We start from the raw sequence: 24344 nt of genomic DNA, 5'->3' as shown, positions 1-24344 counted from the left end.
GTGCTAAAGCGTTTGTAAAGTTCCTAGATATTTTTTAATATAAGCAGTAATCAGAACGCCAAAAGGAATCAAAATATTTATAGTTCCACTATAGAATGGCCATACTTCTATAAGAAATTCTAACCCTATTAATATACTCTGATATTCAATGAAATAAAGATTAACACAACACATAATAAATGGTGTTACCATAGAATCATATTTCTTTAATTCAAAAAGCCTCTGAAGAGCTTTAGAACCAGCTAAAATAAATATACTCGCCCGCAGGAATTCACATACAATGAAAATTATTGAAATAACACTTTCCAACCTTTGAAATGCTGTTCCTAAACGAATTCTACGGTAACGCTCATATCCTGGAAAATGGGCCCTCATACTATTTTGCACTCCTAACACTAAAACATCTTCAAGTGTAAGAATAAGAATAATTCCTCCTGCTAATAAAACAGCTGTAAAAAAAACTTTTTGAAACTTTTTTGGTGAAGCATATTTATCCCCGAAACATGTAAACATAATTAATCCAGAGAAAGATGTAGTAACTACTGAAATAACTCCTAAATAAATATTATAATACCCCTGTGATAGTATTGGCTTTATATTCTCAAAATTATGATGTGGTATGAGAATGAAAATAATAGTCCATCCTAATACAAATGCAACAAATAAAAATAACACACTCCATTTACCTATAATTTTTAATCCTAATTTTACTATCCACGCAGTTAAAATTGCCATACATATCACAAGTATTAATATTGGTGTCTTTTTTAGTCCAACAAAATGAATAAAATCAACTATATTGAAAAAAGTCAAAGTTGTAGAATGAATTGCAAACCATAGATAAATAATAATTAATATTTTCCCTATCCATTTTCCAGTTATCAATTCAAAAATCTGAAAAAGATTTTTTCCGGGATATAACTCCAAAAATTTGCAATATACTTTTACAATTGGAATAATCAAAAATATAGAAATTATTACTGCAATCCAACTATCCTCTTTTGCAACACTTCCTGCTCCAAATAGCAAAGTAGTTCCTGGTGTAAATAATAATACCATTGCAGTTATTTCACTGCTTTTTATTTTCTCTTTCATTATTAACTCCTTTTATAAATTCTTGAAGAAAATAACTATCTCTTCAATTAAATCCACTGGAGTTTTCATTTCTATCTCAAAGTAGATTATTATACTTAATACTACTTGACACAACATTAGAACTGAATATATAATTTTCTCTTTTGTTTGCCCCTTTTTTAAATTGTGCTTAAATTCATAATATATTATAAAAAAATAAAAAACTATAATTAGTACTAAAATCATTTTACTTGCCAACCTTTATAGTATTTTTCTTTAATGCACTTCCTCTAATATGAACTTCACAATCTACATTAACTTTTGCAAGTTTAAATTCTGCATCCCATTTTTCTTTGGTTTTTTTCCAATATTCAGGTTGTTTCTTTTTTAATATTTCACCAAATCCAAAAATATCACTCTTTAAATCATTTTGAGCTTTATATATAAGTTTGTTAATATTCCGTTCTAATAATTTTTCTGCTGTTCTTTTTATTTCATATCTTCCCGGTTTTGATAGATAATCTTCTTCACCGCCTCCAATTTCAGATACAAGTACATTTACATCGATTTTTATATCAAAATTAATTTCATCATTCACAAGGTAAGGTTTAATTTTTTTACTAAAGCCTACCATCTCAAGTGATACATTAGTTTCATCTGAAAGACTTATTGGAAAAACAGTTTTCAATTTTTCATTGCCTTTAATAAAAGTAAGATATAATGTTTCTTCTCCATCCAATAGTCCTACCACTTTATCTCCTTTAAATACATGAGTTCCTTTTGTTTTTGCTACAATATCATTTGCTGTGTGCCCCACATATATATTTGTGATAGTTGGTGATATTCCTTCTCTTGTAAGTTCATCAACAAATTCATATAATTTTGTAGATAAAAATCTACCACTTAATTCCTGAGATTGAACTGTTTTAACAATTTGATATGATATTATTTCTTCCAAATCCTTTGTTTTTTTAAAAACGTCTCCTGCATTCTTTTCCTCACACACAAAAACAAGCATATCTGACCTTACATCAACATCCCTATCTACAAGATCAATAACAGGTATAATACCTTCTTCCGCTATCTTTTTATCAATTACATACAAAGCAGCATGCCTAGTACTAACCATACTTCCCGTTGTAGTTATTGTTTCTCTAAAGCAACCGTGAACAGTTTTTCCTCTTCCTTCAAGTACCACTGATTGAATAGAATTACCATCTTCAGTTGGTTGTATTACTTCTAATGTTAATAAATATTCTCCAGTATGCTCATCTTTATCAATTGCTATTCCAGCTACTGGTATTACATTATTAAACTCAGTATAATCCCAGCACGAACTGCTTATAAAGCAGTTACAAATTACTACCGCTACTATTAGCCATACCTTAATTCTCTTCTTCATCGTCATTATTATCACCTAAATTTTCATCATTGGATGTTTTTATACTATCTTTTGCTATTTGCTTAGTACGTTTTCTCAATCTCCACCAAGGTGCCCTAAAAATTGTTCGGAATATATCTTCCATTTTCAAATTTCCCATATATAGCATATAATTTATACCAAAGCTCTTCATTGCCATAAGGTGAATAAATACTCCCATAACAGAAAAAATATATCCGTACAAACCTAATACTGATGAAGATATCAAAAATAAAAACCTTAAAAATATCAATGCCTCCTGCATATTAGATAGCACAAGTGCTGATATCTCTGTAAGTGCAATAACAATTACCATAGGTGCACTTACAAATTTAGCCTTTACTGCTGCATCTCCTAATACTAACGCTCCAACAATTGAAATTGCTGATCCTACATGTTTAGGCAGCCTAACTGATGCTTCTCTTAATATCTCAAATACTAATAACATTGCAAGACATTCAAAAAATGTTGGAAAAGGAACTCCTACTCTAGATAAATATATACTCATTGCTAGTTGTGTAGGAATCAATTCTCTATGAAATGTGCATGCTGCTACATACAGTGCTGGTGTACTGCATCCAATAAAAAATGCTAAATATCGTAAAACTCTATTCACACTGCTATATATGTAATGGCTATAATTATCCTCATTAGATTCAAAACACTCATGAAATAAATACGGAATAGTAATCGCCACTGGTGTACCATCACATAATATTGCAACTTTCCCATCAAGGATTTTTTCACACACCACATCTGGCCTTTCAGTAAACCCAGTAGTTCTGAATGGTGATTTAGGGTGATCCTCTATAAACTCCATTATCTTAGCTGTTGACAATACATAATCAACATCTATTTTTTTCATTCTCTTTTTTAGCTCATTAAGAATTTTATCATTAACAAGATCATCCACATAGCAAATAGCAATTTTCGTCCCACTACGTCTTCCCATCTTCATCATCTCAAATTTTAGTTCTGGATTATTTATTCGTCTTCTTATTTGTTCTAAATTCCCAATAAGAATTTCCGTAAACCCCTCTCTAGGACCTCTAATTACACTTTCTGCTTGTGGTTCAATTATACTCCTCCCGCTATATTCCTTTGTATCTATCACCAATGCTTTAATCTGACCTTCAAAAAGTACTAAAGAATCTCCTCTAAGTACACTGTCAATCATCTCTTTTTCACTTGTTTCTATTTTTATAGACTTAGCAACAATTTTACTATACGCGAGCTCCTCCAAGAAATTGTCCTGTGATAAATTTCTTTCATATATCAAGCTTTTAATTACATTTTCATTTATTACATCACCATTAATCATGCCTTCATTGAATATTACATAACATTCAAAGTTAGATTCTATATTTATTATTTTCCTGTAATGTATTGTTCCATTTTTATCAAAAACCTTATTTTTCAGATTTTCAATATTTTCAGATAAATTTTTTGTAAGTTTAAAATCTTTACTCATATTCAGCTCCTAAAGTGTTATTATAAATATCTTTTGTTTATTTGTAGATTATATTCATACTTTAGGGGGAGTACCTAAAACAAATGTAGAATTGAGAGTTGAGAATTGAGAATGATGGACATTTCTCTACGAGAAATTTTAATTTATTGTTCCTTGGATAATGGGAGTTTACTCGTTTCATCTTTGATGAAACATTGTGTTTAAACATCGATATTTCTTTGTACTCTATATAAAATGATTTAACATATAACACCACTAACCCTTTCCAAATATTGAAATCATTGTTGATATTCTGTATAATTAAAAAGAGCATGTATACTACAATTATTAAATAACATAACCACAAAACCTTTTAATACTAAGTAAATAGAATAGTTTGAAATTAAGAATACTAATATTTTTCTAAAGTTAGAATAGGAGATAATTACATTGAGTGATGATAATAAAAAGTTATTTAAATACCTAGGTATTCTATTCTTAGCAGTATTACTAACATATAGACTTCCTCATGATTCATATTCTATAAGTCACTATATTTTAAGACCAATAAGACATAAAAATAGCGTTTTTCATCTTACTGGTTTACTACCATTGGTGACATTCATTATTGGTATAAAAAGAATTTTAAGTTTAGAAAGATTTGCAAATAAGAGTAAAATACTAATTGCATTATTAATAATAATAGTTGTATTGCCAATAATGGAATGGTCATTAGATTTTACTAGAACAAATTATCACTGGTTAAGGAGAGATGGATTAAAATCTGTAGACATAGTAGAGTCAGATATTAATTTAGAAAATTTTAATGATGAATTAACTATAAGTTTTAATTTGAAAATAAAAGATTACAGCAGAAAACAAAATAAATTTAAAATAAGAGTGTATTTACCAAAATCCCTAAGTAATAATATTGGCAATGAATTTTATGAGTTTGAAAATGAATACAGAACCCATGGCAATCGAAGTGTAACAACTATAAAGGAACAATTTGTTGTTAAGTTAGATAATTATTCAATCCAAAAAATTTTATTTAAGACCAAATGGTATTGGGAAGATGTTGTGTATGAGTTATATGATGAAAAAGAAGTGATTAAAAATATAAAACACGGTTTATAAATATATATAATTATAGTACAAATACGCACTACACATTAAAAAGGAGTAAAATCTATTGTATGAATAAACAATAGTTTTACTCCTTTAATTAACATGAATTATTATAGTTAAAATACAAATAAACTCTCAACTCAGTTTTTACTTATAAATTATTCTTGAGTCAACTTCGTTAACATCAGCACATCCTGTTAATATCATAGCTGATTTTAATCCGCTCTTTAATGTGTTAATATACTCTTGAACACCTTCTGTTTTTCCACCAAATGATGCCCATACAAATGGTCTTCCAATTAAGATTCCATCTGCGCCTAATGCAAGTAATTTAAGCACATCTATTCCAGTTCTCACACCACCATCGGCAAATATTTTAACTTTTCCTTTTACCTCTTCTGCAATGGCTGGTAACACTTCCGCTACTCCTGGAGTATGATCTAATACTCTTCCTCCATGATTTGATACTACAATTCCATCAACACCTGCTTCAACAGCTAATAATGCCTCATCAACTGTCATTATTCCTTTAAGAATGAACGGGAGTTTAGTTGACTTTGCTATCTCTCTTATATCTTCAACTGTTTTAGGCATTACAGGTTTACCATGTAATGCTAGTGTTATAAGTCCACATGCATCAATATCCATTCCTACTGCAAAAGCTCCCGCCTCTTCAGCAAGCTTTATCTTTTTTATAACATTTTCATTTTCCCAAGGTTTAATAAATACAATACCATCTCCATTATATTTATTAAGCATTTTTAGATTTGTTGTAAGGAAAGAATCTACCGCAGTATCTCCAACCATAGGATATATTCCACTTTTAATACACCCTTCAATAACCCACGTAATGTATTCTTCTTCTGAATACTTACCTCCCATATTTAATGTTGTTCCTGATACAGGAGCAGCAAATACTGGAATATCCATATCCTTACCAAAAAAGTTACACTTCATATTAGGTTCTTTAATATTGTGTATAGTTCTCATGTTTACCTTAATTGACTTTAAAGCTTCATAATTTGAAGTAAATGCTGACGCTGTTTCTTTCCCACCCATACCTGGAACTTCTCCAGCACATGCAATTCCATTACATTCTCTGCAAACCCTACAAGAAGCATTAAGGTTTTCTCTTGCATTCATCAAAGTTTCCTTATAACTCATCTTTATCTCCCCCTCTAGACTAAAAAAACAAATGTATAATTGAAAATGGAGAATGGAGAATGATGGATGTTTCTGCATACGCAGAAACTACATTTTTTTGTTCTTAAAACAATGATTTTAACTTATTTTATCTACGATAAAAATATTGTAGTTCAGATACAATATTTTATTAATATGAAACAAGTAAAATCATAATGTCCAAGGAACAACAAGATTAAAATTTCTCGAAGAGAAATGTCAATCATTGTACATTATACATTCTCCATTTTCTTTTAGTTCTCCACTTCTTTTAAAAGTTCATCAATGTTTTCTTCTGTAAAAATTTTAATTCCATGTCTATTTAAAAGTGCAGCAGTAACTCCATTTCCTTCTTTTTTCTCTCCTGAGAAACTCCCATCGTATATCATTCCAAATCCACAAGATGGGCTTCTGGCTTTAAGCACAGCATATTCAGCGCCTATAGATTGGGCAATCTTTAATGTCTCTTGTGCTCCTTTTAAAAACTCGTCTGTTACATCGTCACCTTCGGGTCCTTTGATAACCCCTCTTCCATCTAGTACTTCTTCACCAGTACTATGGATAATTTCATGAGGTATTCTAGGTGTTGACTGCCCACCCAATTGTTCCGGACATACTGGTACGGCTTTACCACTCTTAAGTAGTTCTAAGGCTTTTTCATTAAGGTTATTCCCACCATCGTACTTGCAGTTTATTCCACACAAGCATGCACTCAAAATGATTTTCATGTTTTCACCTCTAATTTTATTTAAGGATTGCGATTGTTACTCCTGCTCCACCTTCACCATAAACCCCAGGTCTATATTCCTTAACGTGTTTATGTCTTTTAAGCATATCTGTAACAACCTTTTTAAGTACTCCTGTACCTAATCCGTGTATTATTGTAACTTCTCCTAGACCACCCATATAAGCATCATCAAGATATTTATCTACTGTCATAAGGGCTTCTTGTGAGTCCATTCCTCTTAAATCAACAGATGAACTTACGCTTCTCATCTTAAGTTTCATTTCTTTGCTTCTCTTCTTATTTTTATATTCTGAAGCTGTATCGCCTTGACCACATGCTCTTAGTTGATCAACCTTAACATTAACTTTCATTATGCCAGCTTGAACCGTCACTTCACCTTTTGAGTTTGGCTTAGTAAGGACTGTTACTTTTTGATTTAATGTTGTAAGAAGAACAATCTGTCCTTCATGAACAGTTTTTAATTTGTTACCTTTATCTTGTTCAGTTGATGAAATTGCTCTATCTTTTGAAGCAATCTTATCTCTCAGCTTTAATCTTTCTTTTTCAAGCTGTTGTCTTGCCTCTGAAGTATATCCCATAGCTTCCATTTTTCTGATGTTCTTTAAAATCTCATCAGCCTCTTCTTTAGCTTGTTTAAGTATCATCTTCGCTTCTCTTTGAGCTTCAATAATTGCTTTATCTCTAACATTCTCCAGTTTAGCAGATTTTTCTTGATATCGCTCCTTAATCTTCTGAGCTTCCATCTTTATTCTTAAACTCTCTCTCTCATTCTTCTCTGCTTGTATTTTTTTACTTTGTAAACTCTCTATCAAGCTTTCAAATTCAAGATTGATTTCTGAAATATTGCTTTTTGCATTCTCAATAATATAATCACTTAATCCTAGTCTTCTTGATATTTCAAAGGCATTTGATTTACCAGGAACGCCAATTAATAATCTATATGTTGGTCTTAATGTATTTACATCAAATTCAACTGAACCATTCTCAACGCCTTCTGTTTTAAGCGCATATCCTTTAAGTTCACTGTAATGAGTTGTAGCTGCAATTTTACATCCTCTTTTTCTAAGATCTTCAAGAATCGATATTGCAAGAGCGGCTCCTTCAGTTGGATCTGTTCCTGCTCCAAGTTCATCAAAAAGTACTAAAGATTTTTCATTAGCATTTTCCATTATGTGAACTATATTAGTCATGTGAGAAGAGAATGTTGATAAACTTTGTTCTATACTTTGTTCATCCCCAATATCTGCATATATGTCCTCAAAGAAGCTTACTGTTGAACCATCTCTTGCTGGTATCATCAATCCACTTAATGCCATTATTTGAATTAATCCAAGTGTCTTTAAGGTAACTGTTTTACCTCCTGTATTTGGACCTGTAATAACAAGGGAGTTATAATGCTTCCCAACATAAATATCATTTGCCACAACTTCATCCTGATTAATAAGCGGATGTCTTCCTTGTATTATATCAATAATTCCATCATCATTAATTATTGGCATTGAACAGTTTAATTCTAAAGCATATTTAGCTTTTGCAAATATAAAATCAAGTTCCCAAATTATATCACAGTTAATTTTTATTACAGAATGATTTTCATATATAAGCGCTGATAATTCAGCTAATATTTTTTCAATCTCAGCTCTTTCTTTTATCATAAGTTCTTTTATTTCATTGTTTAAATTTACAAGTGATATAGGCTCTATAAATAAAGTTGCTCCTGAAGCACTAACATCATGAACAAGCCCTTTTACAGATCCTTTATGCTCTGCCTTTACGGGGATAACGTACCTATCTCCTCTTATAGTATATAGATTCTCCTGAAGATAACTTGAGTATGTTCTTACAAGTGACCCTACTTTGTCTTTAACATCATTATTCTTATTTTTCAGAGTTCGTCTAATTGAGAATAACTTTTCACTTGCCTTATCACTAACCTCATCTTCACTGATTATTGCAGTGAAAATTCTATCTTCTATAAACTTTAAAGGTGTTATTCCAGCACATAAGTCTTGCAACTTTTTATACGATATTGTTTCATCATCACTTTTTACATATGTCTTAAATCTTCTAGCACAACTCATTGCTTGAGCAATTTTTAATAATTGACCAGCTTGAAGAGAAGCACCTTTTCCTGCTCTGCTGACACCTTCTCTAACATCATACAATCCTTCAAAAGGCGGGTTACTCTTTTTCATAATTATATTAAAAGCCTCATTAGTTTCTGTTAATCTGTCTTGAATGTCCTTAACAGTATTATAAGGTTTTAAGTTATCTAAAAGTTCTTTACCAACAGAAGACTTCGTATATTTTTTTACTTTATCTTTAATTTTATCAAATTCTAATATTCTTAATGATCTTTCATGCATAAATCTTCACCTACTTCTTTTATTTTGGAGATTTATAGAGATTTAATATTTTTTCAGAAAAATATCTATAGCACCCCTTTAGAAAATTGTCCTTTAGTGGACTTTATGTCTAGTTTATCTCTATATCCATGTAAATACTCCAATACCTCTTTACATTCTTTTGCATTTTCATCAATAAAGTCTATTCTTAATCCCATACCATTATTTCTAAAAGACTCTTTATTCCATATAAGTTCCACAGGAACACTATTATATATATAGCTCCTACAGAAGGGATCTGTGAAAATTGGAAAGTCTACATTCATTCTATCATTTAACACAAACCTTTCGCCTTCACATATCCTATTACATCTATTTTTTATATTCCTTCCTCCAAATGTAGCACCAATAGGACAATATTGACTCACCATCAACTCATATTTTCCATATATAACAACGGCTGTTTTTCCTTTTCTTTCTCTAGCAATACTGTTTAACTGCTTCCTATTCAGTTCAGTTGAAAGATATATTCCATTTAATTCATTCTCAAAAAAGTCTACTCCATATTTATTAAATATATTCAACTTATAATCACCAATAATTACTGTTTTATTTGAGAAGTTTCTTATTATTCCAAGATTTGAAGTTATAATACCTTTTATATATGGTATAAATTCTCTAATCTTACCTACTACAGCATCATATTCTGCATCTTTTATTATATTAGGTATTTTTACATAACACCCTTTTAATTTCTGTGGTTCAATATTCCACATATCTCTGAATGTTATATCTACACATATCTCATCTACTTCTTGATTTCTAACAACATTCATCTGCTCTTTGCTTTTCACAGTTATGATACACTCTGGAATTTCTGATTCTTTTGTAACATATGTTTGATCTATGTCTCTCAATGAATGATTATTCTTATAGCTAGATTTTATACTATCTTCTATCTTTTCTATAAGTTTTCTTCTCAACTCATTAAGAACTGATACTGGAACAAAACCTTCTTCATAAGAATCAAAAATAATTTTTTCAATTTTAAAAGGTGTTTCTCCTTTTTTTTGAAGACTACTTTCTATCTTTTCTTTTAAAACTGGCTTTTTTATAGGTACTTGAACTACATCTCCCTTGATCTTATATCTTACATCTCCATAATCGCAACTCAGTTCAATAGGATATCCAATATTGAACTGTATATTACAACTCAAAGGAATTCTTTTTTCATATATATTCTTATATGATTTAGACAGTTCCATATTTAGATTCACATCAGATGTTTTAAAAAGAGTGTCCCCTTCTTTATATTTCTTAGGTTTTAACTCAACTTTATCCCCTTTAAATGCCCCTTTTACCTCCCTACCTTCTTTAATAATTTTAGATATAGTGAACCCACCATCACCTATTCTGATTCCATCATTCAATGATATATTTCCTAATAATTCAATTTTTCCACTCTTGACTTTTCCAATTTTTACTCCTGTGTTCTTAGGAAATTTAAAAGACATCATATCTCTTCCTATATTACCAAATAAATACGCTTTTGAAAATCCTTCTCTATTAAATAATTGCATCAACTTGTCTTTTTCATGCTGTATTGTTTCTTTATCTGTTTTCTTTTTCTCATATATGAAATCTATAGCCTTTCTGTAACTAGAAACTATACCAGCAACATATTCTGGACGTTTCATTCTACCTTCAACTTTAAGAGATTTAGTTCCACTATCTATTATTTTCTCTAAGTCCTCAATAGTACAGATGTCTTTAGGACTCATGAGATAGCCTTCTTTTCTTTCTCCTTTTTTATTTAATATCTTATAAGGTAATCTGCAAGGTTGAGCACATCTTCCTCTATTACCACTTCTTCCACCAAGTACACTACTCATGAGACATTGGCCAGAATAGCATATACATAGCGCTCCATGAACAAAAATTTCAGTTTCAATTTTATACTCCTTAGACACCTTTTCAATCTCTTTTATATTCAACTCTCTACTAAGAACTATCCTTTGAAATCCTCTATCATTCAGATATTTCGCACCTTCAGCATTATGCACTGTCATTTGTGTTGATGCATGTATTTCTAACTCTGGCAATCTATTTCTTAAACAATGAGCAAGACCATAATCTTGAATAATTACTGCATCAACTCCAACATTATGAAGAAATTGTGCATATTCAATCGCTTCTTCCATCTCTTCATCTTTTATTAATGTATTAAGAGTTACATATACTTTTACACCATAGAGATGACAATAATCTATTGCCCATTCTATGGTTTCATTGTCAAAATTACTCGCATATGCTCTAGCAGAAAACTTAGTCCCTCCTAGATATATTGCATCAGCGCCATTTTGAACAGCTGCAATTAAACTTTCTTTACTCCCTGCTGGAGCTAATAATTCTATTTTTTTCATAATATCACCTATTCGTCTTTACGTATATTTAAAATAACTCCTCTTTCACAATTAATTAAAAATTATCTTGTGTTATTTATTTTAATATACCTTATGTTCTAAAATATTTTATCATATAAACAAAAAAAATGCACACTCTACGCGTGCTTTAAAGGCAAATGTATAATGTAAAATTGATAATGTATAATGGTGGATGTTTCTGCTTTAGGGCAGAAACTACATTTTATTGTTCTTTATAACAAATAGTTTTTACTCATTTTATCTTTAGATAAAATATTGTATCTAATATACAATGCTTCATTCTAAATGAAACGAGCAAAATCCTATTGTTTCATAAACAATAGGATTAAAATTTCTCAGAGAGAAATGTCATTCATTCTACATTATACATTATCAATTATCCATTTCTCTTAAGTTCTACATTATGTTTTTTTAAAGTGATTCATATATTCTAAGTATGTTTTCACCATATTTTTCCCATTTAAATCTTTGTTGAACATATAATTTTAATATATTACTCTTTCTTGCAGATATTGCCTCTACCAATTTCTGCTCAATATCTGCTGGATCGAATGGATTACAATAAAATGCTTTATCCTTAAGATATTCCTTAGCACAACCTTCACTGGATGTTAGGACTTTACACCCACTCCCTGCTGCTTCTAGTGTAGAAAGCCCGGGCATCTCACAGAATCCTGGTACTGCATGAACTTCTGCAAACCTATATGCATTATAAATATTATAGCTATCAAAAAAACCAAAATATTTTACATGTTCTTTTTTCATACATTCACTAAAATAATTCTTATCATCAATATTTCCAACTAGTACAAGTGACATCCCTAACTTTTCTGTAATATCCACTAATGCTTTTTGATTTTTAATTGGATTTATTCTAGCAACACACAACACATATTTATCAAGATTATATCTTTCCTTAAATGAGTATAATGGAATATCATCGTATTCAATCTCACTCCCATAGTATACAACCTCTCCATTGATTTGCCCAAAATCTCTATTTAAGAATCCCATTTCAATATCGCTGCTGCAAATTACTCTCTTACTTTTTTTAAGTATTTCCCCTCTGTACAAGTTACACCGCTTCCATAGCTTAATAGATTCTATTTTCTTTTTAAACTTAAAGTACCTCTCATAATTCCAGTATAAAGGCGATATTACAATATCACATTTATTTCTCATAGCTTCTTTATAATATTTATACATCTCTCCTGTTGAATTAAGGTCAAATAGATGAACAACATCGTATTTAGAAAAATCGCATTTTCCTCCATTATTAATATCAACATGTATATTTCTTTTTTTTAAAAATTTATAAATTTTCTGACATTGTTGAGTATCAGCAGAATAATATTTATAACAATTCTGTCTTACACACAGAAGTACTCTCATAGCTCCCCCTAATTAATCATCTCTTTATGTTACTAAAGTATGCGTTACTTTTTTCAATTATTACATTATATATGTACTTACTTCATAATATATATTAACCTATTAGTGTTATATAGAGAGATTCTAACGGTAACTTTGATTTATACTTGTATCAAAATATCGATGTACCTTAAACCGATGTATAAATCAATTATTCCTCTTAGAACATGAGTTTATAAATTTAATTTATCTGCGATACCTATAGTTGTAAATTATGCTAAACATTGATATCATTTCAAATTAAAAAGACCTTAATTTAAAGGTCTTTTTAATAACTTATCTTACTTTTCATTTTGTCTTTGTAGAGTCTTAGCTAAAGCGATGTTACTCTCCATAAGTTCCTGTTCCATTCTAATTATTTTTCTACTTAACTCTAAGTTTTTATCCCTAATTACTTTATGCTTAATTTCCTCATCTTCAATTTGTTTTAGAAGTTCATTTTTTACATTTTTTAATTCACTATTTTCTTTTATGTATTTTTTGCTCTTATCTTCTATAATGTTTAATTGACTTCTGAGGGAAGCAATTTCTTTCTCATAATCAAGAATATGTTGTTCACTAGACAACTTCTCATTTTTCTCTAATAAAGTATTATTCTCCTCTTGGAGTTCTTTAAAGGCTTGTCTCATTTCCTTTAACTCTTCACTCATCGAGGCATTTTTCTCATATATTTCTCTTGCTTTTCTTTGTATCATGTCTCTTTCTTCTATACCCTTTAGAAACTCATCAGTAATTCTAATAGAAGCAAGAGCTATTACGTCTGTTGCATTAAGCATGTTATTTTTAGATTTTATCTTCATAATAGTATCATTTACAATATCAGCAACTTTTAGAATGTAAGAGTCACTCTCTTCACCTCTAAGATTGTATTCTATTCCGTTTATTGTAACGGTTACAACATTCATTAAAACACCTTCTCGCTATCAGAGTTATAATTATTGTAACATATATTTCTAGTACAGTAAATCAATTATTGACTTTGGCATATTCAAAATTTCCTTTTAATTTAGCTATTTCATTTCGCACACAAAAACATTAATTTCCTAATTAGAAAGGGATTTATTTTACTATTTTTTCAAATAATGTTATAATCATACTTGTTCAAATCTAATTATTAACGGAGGATATTATGAAAATTACTATTAAAAAATTATTATCATTAACAATATTAACTTGCTTATTATTGTTAAATGCTTCAGCAGTACTAGCTTTAGGAAATCAAACTAATGAAAAACTCTCTCAAAAGACAATGAAAGAAGATATAGATTATCTAATAAAAGAAATAAAAAAGTTTAATCCTTACATAAAAAAACATGGTTTTACTACTGAACAAAATAATAGAATAAAAAATGTTTATTCTAACATCGAGACTTCCATGAGTTTAGTAGATTTTCAAATGAATATTAATTATATTTTAGCATCTCTTAATGATTCCTACACTAAGGTTCAACCTAACTTATATACTGATGAATATTTGAATCTACCTTTGATATGGTTGAATGATGGTTTATATGTGTATGAAACAGATGATGAATTTATAGCTGGTGATAAAATCATTTCAATAGGTGATAAAACTACAGATGAACTAGAAAACCTGCTTAGAGATACCATTTCTTCTGATAATAAATATTTAGTTTTTTATGAATCTAATACTATGCTGAATAAAAAATCATTCTATAAATTTTTTAATCTTTTACTCAATGGTGATTTTGTTTCAGTAAAAATACAACGAGATAATAAAATTATTGAAAAAAAACTTGAATTTAAAGACCATTTGACTAAATCCTTCAACAACGATTCACCTCAATGTGAATTTAAAATTGAAAAGGAAAATAATCTAGGGTATATAAAAGTAAACTATTCAAAAAAACATATCAATGAAATTGAAAACTTTTTTGAAAAATTTTTTAAGGAAGTAGAAAAGAATCAAATAAAGAATATTACTCTTGATTTGCGAGATATCTACGAATTCCCTAAAAGTATATTAACTGAATTTTTAGCCTATACCGAACTAAGCAATATACCAAATGTTAGATATTATTTTAGCTCTGATAAAAAACATTCTCAATTATTTGATGGACAATTATATATTCTTACTTCAAATAAAAATAAGAATTCTACAGCTTATTGCCTAAGACATTTAACATCAACAGATAATATAACTTTGATTGGAGAGCCGTTAGGTTCAAGACATGATTTCCCAAGTGATTTTAATATAAATATAATTTCTTTACCTAACTGCAACTTTGAAATTGTAACTTCTACTGGATATAACACTGATGATTCTGACTACACTTATAACGAGTTTTTTAATCCAGATATAATTATAAATAGAACAATTGAAGATATATTATCCGGAACTGATATCCAATTAAATAGATTAAGAGAACTAACCCGAAATGGTGATTTTAATTACTATAATGAAACTTTGACACTCATACCTAACAACTTATTATTTATTGATACCTCTTCATCAGATAAATTAAATCTTGATTCTGATGAAATGACTTTGTATCTTCCTAAAACAATCAAAGAAATCAAAAAAGCAATTTTGATTAATCCAATTACTATGAAGGAAATACCTTCTTCTTCTGTAAGATTGGGTAAATACCAAGTTATATCAATTGATGATGAATACAATTTTTCGTATACTTATATTTGTATACTTGATCAAAATAATACCAAGCATATGATTCTAACAAGAATTAAAAATGATAATAACTCTCATAAATTAATAAATGAGGATCCAACTAATGTAAACTTTTATTCTGAGTGGACAACTATTCCACTATATGAAAATGATGATATTAAAATTTTCTCTCATGATCCTTATACTTATTTTTTAGTAAACTTTAAAAATATTGATTCAGATGTTAATACGTATCAATTTAAAGGAAATTTTTCAATAATAGATTCTGATGGAAATAAAAACAATATTGTTCATCTTGGGCGTTCCACATCTAACCCAAAAACTCTTACAGTATCATATGCCTTCAATCTTAATCCATCTAAACAATACAAATTAAACATTAAAAAAAATACTATAAAATTTACTGATGGAACTTATTATCCAAAAGACATAGATATTACTTTTAATGTTCCAAATAGAAAACTTGGGGTTCAGCCTGTTAAATATGGTTTTCATAAAACAACTAAAGATACACTTTCCCTTCAATTTAACATGAAAATTGTATTCTTTAAAAATAAAGACAAAGTACAAATAAGGGACTCTAAAGGAAATCAAATCCTCTACAAAGATGTTATAAAAGGAAGTAATAATACTTTTAAATTTATATTGGAATCAAATTTAAAAGAAGGAGAGAAATATACTATCTTAATTCCTGAAAATTCAGTTAAGCCTCTAGGAAAAGATTACAATTCTAAAAAAATAACTAATGTATTTGTATTTGAAAAATAATAAAAGGCTCTGACATAAGTCAGAGCCTTTTGTTCTCATTCTTAATATTGTATTATCTAAGCTGTGCTCCTAGCTTGTGTTCAAGTGAACGTTGAATCTTATCATGAACTTTATTAACTTCTTTATCAGTTAAAGTTCTATCAGCTAATCTATATGTTAATGCATATGCAACACTCTTTTTACCTTCTGGTATTTGCTCTCCTTCATATACATCAAATAACTTGTAGCTCTCTAATAGATTTCCACCTGCTTTTTTTATACTCTCCTCTATTTCACCAACAAGAATTTCTCTATCAATAAGTACAGCAATGTCTCTTGTAACTGCTGGATACTTAGGTAAAGCAGAATATTTTTTATTGATATTGCTTAACTCACAAAGAATATCCATATTAAGCTCTGCCACATAACAATTTTTATCTATATCATAATTTTCTATTATGTCAGGGTGTATTTCACCAAATACGCCAATAACATCTTTTCTTACTTTTAAAGCTGCTGTTTTTCCTGGGTGGAAACTTGGATTATCTGTTACTCTTTCATACTTAGCCTTTGCAACACCTAATCTTTCAACAAGTGTCTCAACTACTCCTTTTAATGTGAAGAAATCACACTCTCCATACATACCAATAGTAATAATATTTCTTTCCTCTGGTATTTTATTAAGATCGACATTAGGAATATAAATTTTACCTGTTTCAAAAAGTCTTACAACTTCATTTCCTCTTGCATAGTTTCTACCTAATGATTCCATTATTGAAGGTATCATTGTTGTTCTCATAATACTATAATCTTCACCTAAAGGATTTTTTATCTTTACTGCATTTCTTAGTTCACTATCCTCAGCTACTAGTATTTTATCAAAAACCTTTGGACTGATGAATGAGTAGCTTATTGATTGGCTTAATCCACAGTTAATAAGAACATCTGTTATAAATCTTTCATTTAACATTCTTTTATTCATCGGCTCTCTTAAAGTAGTTGTAGTATCAATTGTAGCATCTACTTTGTTATATCCATATATTCTTGCAATCTCTTCTGCAACATCTTCTTTTATAAACATGTCACATCTGAATGTTGGAACCTTTATCTTTAAAGTATCTCCCTCAAGAGTTGTTTCCATATCTAAACTATTTAGATACTTTACCATATCCTCTCCTGGAATCTCTGTTCCAAGGAAATTATTTACCCATACTGAGTCTACTTCAAGAGAATGTGATTCTTTCACATTGTTATAAACATCTATAGTACCTTCCATAACATCACCTGCACCTAATTCCTGAATTAAGTAACAAGCTCTGTTCATAGCTGTTTCAACATTGTTTGGATCAAGTTCTTTCTCAAATTTTGTAGATGCATCTGTTCTTAATGCTATCTTGCTTGAAGTTTCTCTGATATTAACTGGCTCAAACGATGCACACTCAAGATAGATTTCAGCAGTATCCTCTTTAACTTCACTATTTAATCCACCCATTATTCCTGCAAGAGCGACAATTCTATCACCATCTTTGATACAAAGAGCGCCCTCTGGTAAAGTTCTTTCTATCTCATCAAGTGTAGTGAACTTTTCTCCACTATTACCTTTCTCAACAACAATTGTGTTGGAAGATATCTCTCTAGCATCAAATGCATGCATAGGCTGACCCATTTCTACCATAACAAAGTTTGTTATATCAACAATATTATTTATTGGTCTAATACCTGCATCAAGTAATCTATCCTGCATCCACTTTGGTGAAGGCTGTATTTTAACATTCTTTATTCCTCTAGCCATATATCTCTTACATAACTCGTCTTTTACTTCTACTTTTAACACTTCTTCAATATTATCACTGCATTTTGATTCATAGTTTAATTCAGGCATTCTATATTCAGTTCCAATTGTAGCAGCTGTTTCTCTAGCCATTCCAATGATGCTTAAACAATCTGGTCTGTTTGATGTTATCTCAAAGTCCAGTACAGCACTTTCTATTTCAACTACTTCCTTAATATCTACACCTAATGGAGTATCTGCAGGAAGTATCATTAATCCATCTATATCTTTCTCATCTGCTAATCCCAATTCAACTTCTGAACAGAACATTCCCTCAGATTTCGACCCTCTTAGCTTACCTTTTTTTATCTTTAAACCTCCAGCAAGAGTAGATCCATGTAAAGCAGTAGGAACTATATCATTCTCCTTCATATTATCTGCAGCAGTAACAATTTGAATATTTTCTTCTTTACCAATGTTAACTGAACATATTTTTAATCTTTCAGCTTCTGGGTGTGGTTCTATCTTCTCAATTTTACCTGTAACAACCTTTGTTATATCTCCACCTGAAATTATAACCTCTTCAACCTTTGATCCACTAACTGTAAGTTTATCTCCAAGTTCTTGAGGTCCAATATTTATATCAACATAATCTTTTAGCCAAGTATATGGTACTTTCATATTAACTACCTCCTGATTTTATTTTAGAATTGATCTAAGAATCTCATATCACTTTCATATAAAAGTCTTATATCATCTATTCCATAGTTAAGCATAACCATTCTGTCTAATCCAAATCCAAATGCAAATCCACTGTATTCCTCAGGATCAATGCCACAATTTCTTAACACTTGAGGATGAACCATTCCACAACCAACTAATTCAATCCATCCGCTACCTTTACATACATTACATCCATCTCCATCACACACAAAGCATGTTACATCCATCTCAGCTGAAGGCTCAGTGAATGGGAAGTGATGTGGTCTAAATTTAGTTCTCATATTTTCTCCAAACATTTTCTTAAAGAATACATCAAGAGTACCTTTAAGATCAGCGAATGTAATATTCTTATCTATTACAAGTCCTTCAATTTGATAAAATATCGGTGAATGCGTTGCATCAAGATCATCAGAACGATAAACTTTACCTGGTGAAATCATCTTTATTGGTGGTTTCTGATTTTCCATTGTTCTAATCTGAACTGGTGATGTTTGAGTTCTTAAAACTATATTGTCATTAATATAGAATGTATCCTGTTCACCTCTTGCTGGATGACCTTTTGGAATATTTAATGCTTCGAAGTTATAATGATCATATTCTACTTCTGGTCCCTCTTCTATAGCAAAACCCATAGACATGAAAATTTCTTTAACTTTATCAAGTGTCATCTCTAGTGGATGTCTTCTTCCTACTTTAGGAAGAGTTCCTGGCATTGTAATATCTATTATCTCTTCTTTTAACTTCTTAGCCTTCTCAACATTCTTAATTCCTTGAATCTTTTCATCTAGAAGCTCCTCAATCTCACTTCTAACTTCATTTGCTACTTTACCAACTATAGGTCTCTCTTCTTTAGATAACTTACCCATTCCTCTCAAAATTGCAGTAAGCTCACCTTTTTTACCAAGATATTTTATTCTTATTTCTTCAAGCTTCTCTTTTGAATCAGCATTATTTAACTGCTCAATAGCATTTTGTTTTATTTCTAATAACATATCTTTCATGGTAATTCCTCCTTTACTTATTTTAAATTCTTCAACAAACAAAGCATTATTATACTTTTTTGCAATAAAAAAACTTCATCCCTAAAAAGGGACGAAGATATTCCGCGTTACCACCCTAGTTGATATATATTATGTATACATCCACTCTATGTTTTATCGATCATCACCGCTTGTAACTACTATAGATATCTCAGCTCACTAATTAGTTTATATATAGGTTTAAGGTATGCCCATATTTTGATATATATACTAAATTTCGCGGTAGAATCTATATATTCATCACAAGAACTCCAAAGTGAACTTCGGTTTACTAGTTTCATAAGATAGCTTACAGCCTCAGGCTATCTCTCTCTGAATGTCTTTATAAACCTACTCTCTTCTTCAACGTTTAATTATTAATCTTTATTTATTATATCATGAAAAAAGAAAATATCAATTATTATTTTGCTGTCTTACATATTCATATATCATAATTGAAGCTGCAACGCCTGCATTTAGAGACTCAGCTCCACCTGGCATAGGAATTTTTACTCTTACATCTTGAAGGTTATATATCTCCTGACTCAATCCACTACCTTCATTACCTACTGCTATAACTGTGTTTCCTTTTAAATAACAATCATAGAAATCTTCACTTTCTTCAAGGGAACTTACTACGAATTTATAACCACTTTCCTTCAACCTTTTTGTGAATTCAAGATCAGAATCATCAATTATTGGGACTCTAAAAATTGAGCCCATAGTGGATCTTAGTACTTTATCATTATAAATATCAACGCATCCTTTTGTAAGGACTATCCCTTTAACTCCAGCTGCATGAGATGTTCTAATAACAGTTCCCACATTTCCAGGATCCTGTAATCTATCTAATAATACATAAACTCCATCTTCAATGTCATATTGTATTGACTTATTTTTGACTACTGCAATAATCCCTTGTGAATTTTGAGTCTGAGCAACTTCTTTATATACTCCTTGAGATACATAAATCTCATCTTCAACAGAAAAATTATTTTTAATTTTAAATTCATCATATTTATCTTTATTATCAGCATTTATTATTATTGTTTCTACACGGAAGTCAGAGGAGCATGCTTCCTGAACAAATCTATATCCTTCAACAAGAAATTTCCCCTCTTTTTTTCTCCATTTTCGTTCCTTAAGCTTCTTAATTTCTTTTATCCTGTTGTTATTCTTACTTTCAATAATATGCAAATTTATCATCCTTACTTTTTAATCTTGCTTTCTAGATTGTTGAGGTCTTCAATTCCTCCAATTGCAATAATTACACTACCCTCTACTAATTTCGTATAAGCTGAAGGAGTAACATCTATCTCTTCATTATGTCTTATCCCAATTACATTAATACCATAAGTATTTCTTGTATCAATTTCTACCAAACTCTTTCCTATCCATGCTTTTGGACATAAAAATTCAGCTATACTATAATCTGCAGAAAGTTCAATATACTCTAAAATATTTGATGAAACAAGATCATGTGCTACTCTTAATCCCATATCTTTTTCTGGGAATACAACTCTATCCGCACCGATTTTCATTAATACCTTGGCATGCATTGCATTATTTGCTTTAGTAATAATATACTTTACGCCTAATTCTTTTAGCAGTAATGTTGCCATAATACTTGATTGAATATTTTCTCCAATTGATACAACCGCCACATCAAAATTTCTTATACCAATAGCTCTTAAACTTTTTTCATCAGTTGCATCTGCCACTATTGCATGTGTAACTGTATCCGCTATACTCTGAACACTCTCTTCATTTGAATCAACTGCTAAAACGTCATGACCAAGATTAAATAAAGTTTGTGCTACTGAAACCCCGAATCTACCAAGACCAATAACAATATATTGCTTTTTACTCATTTAAACCCACCTCTATCCTACTAGTATTTTATCTTCTGGATACCTAATGGCACCTTTTCTCTTTTTATTTCCCAATGCTAATGCCACAGTTAATGGACCAACTCTTCCACAATACATTGCAATAGCTACTATTATCTTACCACCTAAACTTAAATTAGGAGTAAGTCCCATTGATAATCCAACTGTACCGAATGCTGAAATAGCTTCATAGAAAATTAATTCAAAATTAGTATTTGGTTCTGTAACGGATAATAAAAGAGTTGAAACTATTACAAGTAACAAACTTATAAGCACAATTACAAATGCTTTAAAAACAGTATCTCTATTTATTCTTCTTCCAAAAGCTTCTACATCTTCTTTACCCTTAATAAAAGCAATTAATGTTAGTATTAATACCCCAGCAGTAACTGTTTTAATTCCTCCTGCGGTAGAACCTGGTGAACCACCTATAAACATAAGTATCATGGTTAAGAATTTACCAGCATTTGTCATAGCATCTGTACTTATTGAGTTAAATCCTGCTGTTCTTGGTGTTACCGATGCAAATAAAGAAGATAATATCTTTTCACCGGTTGAAACATTTTGAATAGTATCAGGATTGCTATTTTCAAATAAAAACATCAGAATTGCACCACCAATAACTAATATAACTGTCATAGTTATAACAATTTTCGAATGTAGGGTCAATCTTTTGCTTTTCTTATAATTATAAATATCTGCCCATACAAAAAAACCTAGACCTGAAATAATAATCAATGATGTTATTGTAAGCATCACAAGTGGATTTCCTGAATATTTTGTAATACTTGTAAAGTTACCCATGAGGTCAAACCCAGCATTACAAAAGGCCGATATGGAGTGAAATAAACTATATCCTATCCCCTTTAAAGGTCCATACTCTGGTATAAACTGTATAGATAGTATTGCTGCACCTGCAAGTTGTACAGAAAAAGTGAATATTAATATGTATTTAGCCATCTTTACAAGCCCTTGTAAAGAAAAATAATTCATAGCCTCTTGCATTACCATTCTTTCTCTTAAAGTTATTCTCTTTCCTAATAATAGAAAAAATAATGTTGCAACAGACATGAATCCCAGTCCACCAATTTCAATCAACGTTATAATAACAGTCTTACCGAACATACTCCAATAAGTACCAGTATCCACCACTACTAACCCAGTAACACATACTGCTGAAGTTGATGTAAATAATGCATCAATAAAATTAGTACTTACTCTATCTACTGTAGCAATTGGTAGAGTTAAAAGAATAGCCCCTATTATTATTAATACAAAAAAACCACCTGCCAAAATTTGCACTGGCGTAAGTTTATTTTTTATTTTTTTAGAATTGAAGGTTGTTCTCATATTCTTAATAATGTCCTCTAGACACCTTCCCCCTTCCCGATTTTTTTATACTTACAACTTAATACATTTTATAGACATCTCAGCTCATTAAATAATTTATACCAGTTCTAATATGCAATTAAATTTTTGAACAAGTATAAATTTAATATGTGGTAAAATCTCTATAATTTATTATAGGTAAAAACTTAACTTTTTAAGCTATAAGGTTTTAGTTAATAATAATCAATAATGAAAATTCATTCCATTACCCCATAAAACTAATAAGAAAATTATACCATTAAATTAGAATTTGTCAAAACTTCAATTTGCTTTATCCAACTTATATACACTAATTCTCTTATCAATAAAAAAAAACGTAGCATACGCTACGTTTCTATTATTTGTTTAAAGCGTTCTTAGCAACTTCTACTAATTCAGCGAAAGCTTTTGAATCGTGAATAGCAATCTCAGAAAGCATTTTTCTGTTCATGTCGATTCCAGCTATTTTTATTCCGTTTATGAATCTTGAATAAGATAAACCATTCATTCTGCATGCAGCGTTTATTCTAGCGATCCATAATCTTCTATATTCTCTCTTTTTAAGTTTTCTACCGATATAAGCATTTCTCATTGCTCTTAAAACTGTTTCATTAGCAGTTCTAAAAGTTTTGTGTCTTCTTCCATAGTAACCTTTTGCAAGTTTTAATACTTTTTTATGCTTCTTACGTGCGTTCACAGCTTTTTTTACTCTTGCCATTTCTTTCTACCTCCTTTTACCCACAACTTAGATGTATGGTAATACTTTCTTCATTACTTTTAATTGGCTTGAATCTACTAGAGTACCTTTTCTAAGATTTCTTTTTCTTTTAGCACTCTTCTTAGTTAAGATATGGCTTTTATAAGCTTTTCTTCTCTTAAGTTTTCCACTACCAGTCTTTTTAAATCTTTTTGCTGCACCTCTATGAGTTTTCATTTTAGGCATTTTAAGTTCCTC

The 24344-nt window shown here is 30.1% G+C and carries 18 protein-coding genes and 1 other annotated feature; of the genes, 2 read left to right on the top strand and 16 right to left on the bottom strand.

All coding sequences use genetic code 11. The features are described 5' to 3' along the window. Positions 1-3: 3 nt before the first annotated feature. The 3 genes from OW730_RS11950 to OW730_RS11940 form a co-directional block, all read right to left on the bottom strand. On the bottom strand, positions 4-1095 hold the full coding sequence (locus tag OW730_RS11950) for a GerAB/ArcD/ProY family transporter (RefSeq protein ID WP_271229240.1): 1092 nt from the start codon (positions 1093-1095) through the stop codon (positions 4-6). A 226-nt stretch (positions 1096-1321) separates the two neighbouring features. After that, the gene (locus tag OW730_RS11945) at positions 1322-2476 is read right to left on the bottom strand and encodes a Ger(x)C family spore germination protein (RefSeq protein ID WP_271229239.1); all 1155 of its coding nucleotides are present in this window, start codon (positions 2474-2476) and stop codon (positions 1322-1324) included. Further along, entirely contained in the window at positions 2460-3965 is a 1506-nt protein-coding gene (locus OW730_RS11940) for a spore germination protein (RefSeq protein ID WP_271229238.1), read from the bottom strand. The genes OW730_RS11945 and OW730_RS11940 overlap by 17 nt, the downstream gene beginning before the upstream one ends. 429 nt (positions 3966-4394) lie before the next feature. Here OW730_RS11940 and OW730_RS11935 point away from each other — a divergent pair, with 429 nt between their 5' ends. Continuing rightward, positions 4395-5081 carry a hypothetical protein gene (locus OW730_RS11935; RefSeq protein WP_271229237.1) on the top strand — a complete coding sequence of 229 codons (687 nt, stop codon included), beginning with the start codon at positions 4395-4397 and terminating at the stop codon, positions 5079-5081. A gap of 138 nt (positions 5082-5219) precedes the next feature. Here OW730_RS11935 and OW730_RS11930 read toward each other — a convergent pair whose 3' ends face one another. The 6 genes from OW730_RS11930 to zapA all read right to left on the bottom strand — a co-directional run bounded on the left by OW730_RS11930 (position 5220) and on the right by zapA (position 14127). Next, positions 5220-6236 (bottom strand): alpha-hydroxy-acid oxidizing protein, encoded by a 1017-nt coding sequence (locus OW730_RS11930; protein WP_271229236.1) that lies wholly within the window; start codon positions 6234-6236, stop codon positions 5220-5222. A gap of 272 nt (positions 6237-6508) precedes the next feature. Further along, positions 6509-6982, bottom strand: a complete 474-nt coding sequence (locus OW730_RS11925; protein WP_271229235.1) for a DUF523 domain-containing protein — start codon at positions 6980-6982, stop codon at positions 6509-6511. 16 nt (positions 6983-6998) lie between these two features. After that, a complete protein-coding gene (locus OW730_RS11920) occupies positions 6999-9368 on the bottom strand; it encodes an endonuclease MutS2 (protein ID WP_271229234.1) in 2370 nt (789 codons plus the stop codon). 65 nt (positions 9369-9433) lie between these two features. Further along, on the bottom strand, positions 9434-11770 hold the full coding sequence (locus tag OW730_RS11915; protein WP_271229233.1) for a U32 family peptidase: 2337 nt from the start codon (positions 11768-11770) through the stop codon (positions 9434-9436). A gap of 432 nt (positions 11771-12202) precedes the next feature. Further along, positions 12203-13183: a glycosyltransferase family 4 protein gene (locus tag OW730_RS11910; protein WP_271229232.1), complete on the bottom strand. Its 981-nt coding sequence runs from the start codon at positions 13181-13183 to the stop codon at positions 12203-12205. Positions 13184-13503: 320 nt separating this feature from the next. After that, positions 13504-14127, bottom strand: coding sequence for a cell division protein ZapA (gene zapA / locus OW730_RS11905; protein ID WP_271229231.1), 624 nt, complete (start codon positions 14125-14127; stop codon positions 13504-13506). Positions 14128-14351: 224 nt separating this feature from the next. Here zapA and OW730_RS11900 point away from each other — a divergent pair, with 224 nt between their 5' ends. Next, positions 14352-16640 carry a hypothetical protein gene (locus OW730_RS11900; RefSeq protein ID WP_271229230.1) on the top strand — a complete coding sequence of 763 codons (2289 nt, stop codon included), beginning with the start codon at positions 14352-14354 and terminating at the stop codon, positions 16638-16640. Positions 16641-16692: 52 nt separating this feature from the next. On the opposite strand, the gene pheT is transcribed toward OW730_RS11900, so the two are convergent. The 7 genes from pheT to rpmI all read right to left on the bottom strand — a co-directional run bounded on the left by pheT (position 16693) and on the right by rpmI (position 24332). Beyond that, entirely contained in the window at positions 16693-19071 is a 2379-nt protein-coding gene (gene pheT, locus OW730_RS11895) for a phenylalanine--tRNA ligase subunit beta (protein WP_271229229.1), read from the bottom strand. A 23-nt stretch (positions 19072-19094) separates the two neighbouring features. Continuing rightward, complete coding sequence (gene pheS / locus OW730_RS11890) at positions 19095-20114, bottom strand: phenylalanine--tRNA ligase subunit alpha (RefSeq protein WP_271229228.1); 1020 nt, start codon at positions 20112-20114, stop codon at positions 19095-19097. An 84-nt stretch (positions 20115-20198) separates the two neighbouring features. After that, positions 20199-20508 (bottom strand) — a binding site (T-box leader). A gap of 38 nt (positions 20509-20546) precedes the next feature. Next, complete coding sequence (locus tag OW730_RS11885; RefSeq protein WP_271229227.1) at positions 20547-21329, bottom strand: TrmH family RNA methyltransferase; 783 nt, start codon at positions 21327-21329, stop codon at positions 20547-20549. A gap of 11 nt (positions 21330-21340) precedes the next feature. Beyond that, a complete protein-coding gene (locus OW730_RS11880) occupies positions 21341-22003 on the bottom strand; it encodes a potassium channel family protein (protein ID WP_271229226.1) in 663 nt (220 codons plus the stop codon). 12 nt (positions 22004-22015) lie between these two features. After that, a complete protein-coding gene (locus tag OW730_RS11875; RefSeq protein ID WP_271229225.1) occupies positions 22016-23371 on the bottom strand; it encodes a TrkH family potassium uptake protein in 1356 nt (451 codons plus the stop codon). A 376-nt stretch (positions 23372-23747) separates the two neighbouring features. Continuing rightward, on the bottom strand, positions 23748-24107 hold the full coding sequence (gene rplT / locus OW730_RS11870; RefSeq protein WP_271229224.1) for a 50S ribosomal protein L20: 360 nt from the start codon (positions 24105-24107) through the stop codon (positions 23748-23750). A gap of 27 nt (positions 24108-24134) precedes the next feature. Then, positions 24135-24332 (bottom strand): 50S ribosomal protein L35, encoded by a 198-nt coding sequence (rpmI, locus tag OW730_RS11865; RefSeq protein WP_271229223.1) that lies wholly within the window; start codon positions 24330-24332, stop codon positions 24135-24137. Positions 24333-24344: the final 12 nt, after the last annotated feature.

Origin of the sequence: Oceanirhabdus sp. W0125-5 (genome assembly GCF_027938815.1) — a bacterium.
Taxonomy (GTDB): Bacteria; Bacillota; Clostridia; order Clostridiales; family Clostridiaceae; genus Oceanirhabdus.
Note: the sequence above shows the minus strand (reverse complement) of the source record. Positions and strands in the feature narration are given on the sequence as shown.

Excerpts from the sequence above, each read along its gene's own strand:
- rpmI (WP_271229223.1), bottom strand. The coding sequence starts at position 24,332 with ATGCCTAAAATGAAAACTCATAGAGGTGCAGCAAAAAGATTTAAAAAG.
- OW730_RS11915 (WP_271229233.1), bottom strand. The coding sequence starts at position 11,770 with ATGAAAAAAATAGAATTATTAGCTCCAGCAGGGAGTAAAGAAAGTTTA.
- pheS (WP_271229228.1), bottom strand. The coding sequence starts at position 20,114 with ATGAAAGATATGTTATTAGAAATAAAACAAAATGCTATTGAGCAGTTA.
- OW730_RS11900 (WP_271229230.1), top strand. The coding sequence starts at position 14,352 with ATGAAAATTACTATTAAAAAATTATTATCATTAACAATATTAACTTGC.
- OW730_RS11930 (WP_271229236.1), bottom strand. The coding sequence starts at position 6,236 with ATGAGTTATAAGGAAACTTTGATGAATGCAAGAGAAAACCTTAATGCT.
- OW730_RS11880 (WP_271229226.1), bottom strand. The coding sequence starts at position 22,003 with ATGAGTAAAAAGCAATATATTGTTATTGGTCTTGGTAGATTCGGGGTT.
- OW730_RS11920 (WP_271229234.1), bottom strand. The coding sequence starts at position 9,368 with ATGCATGAAAGATCATTAAGAATATTAGAATTTGATAAAATTAAAGAT.
- zapA (WP_271229231.1), bottom strand. The coding sequence starts at position 14,127 with ATGAATGTTGTAACCGTTACAATAAACGGAATAGAATACAATCTTAGA.
- OW730_RS11950 (WP_271229240.1), bottom strand. The coding sequence starts at position 1,095 with ATGAAAGAGAAAATAAAAAGCAGTGAAATAACTGCAATGGTATTATTA.
- OW730_RS11945 (WP_271229239.1), bottom strand. The coding sequence starts at position 2,476 with ATGAAGAAGAGAATTAAGGTATGGCTAATAGTAGCGGTAGTAATTTGT.
- OW730_RS11910 (WP_271229232.1), bottom strand. The coding sequence starts at position 13,183 with ATGAGAGTACTTCTGTGTGTAAGACAGAATTGTTATAAATATTATTCT.
- pheT (WP_271229229.1), bottom strand. The coding sequence starts at position 19,071 with ATGAAAGTACCATATACTTGGCTAAAAGATTATGTTGATATAAATATT.
- OW730_RS11875 (WP_271229225.1), bottom strand. The coding sequence starts at position 23,371 with ATGAGAACAACCTTCAATTCTAAAAAAATAAAAAATAAACTTACGCCA.
- rplT (WP_271229224.1), bottom strand. The coding sequence starts at position 24,107 with ATGGCAAGAGTAAAAAAAGCTGTGAACGCACGTAAGAAGCATAAAAAA.
- OW730_RS11925 (WP_271229235.1), bottom strand. The coding sequence starts at position 6,982 with ATGAAAATCATTTTGAGTGCATGCTTGTGTGGAATAAACTGCAAGTAC.
- OW730_RS11940 (WP_271229238.1), bottom strand. The coding sequence starts at position 3,965 with ATGAGTAAAGATTTTAAACTTACAAAAAATTTATCTGAAAATATTGAA.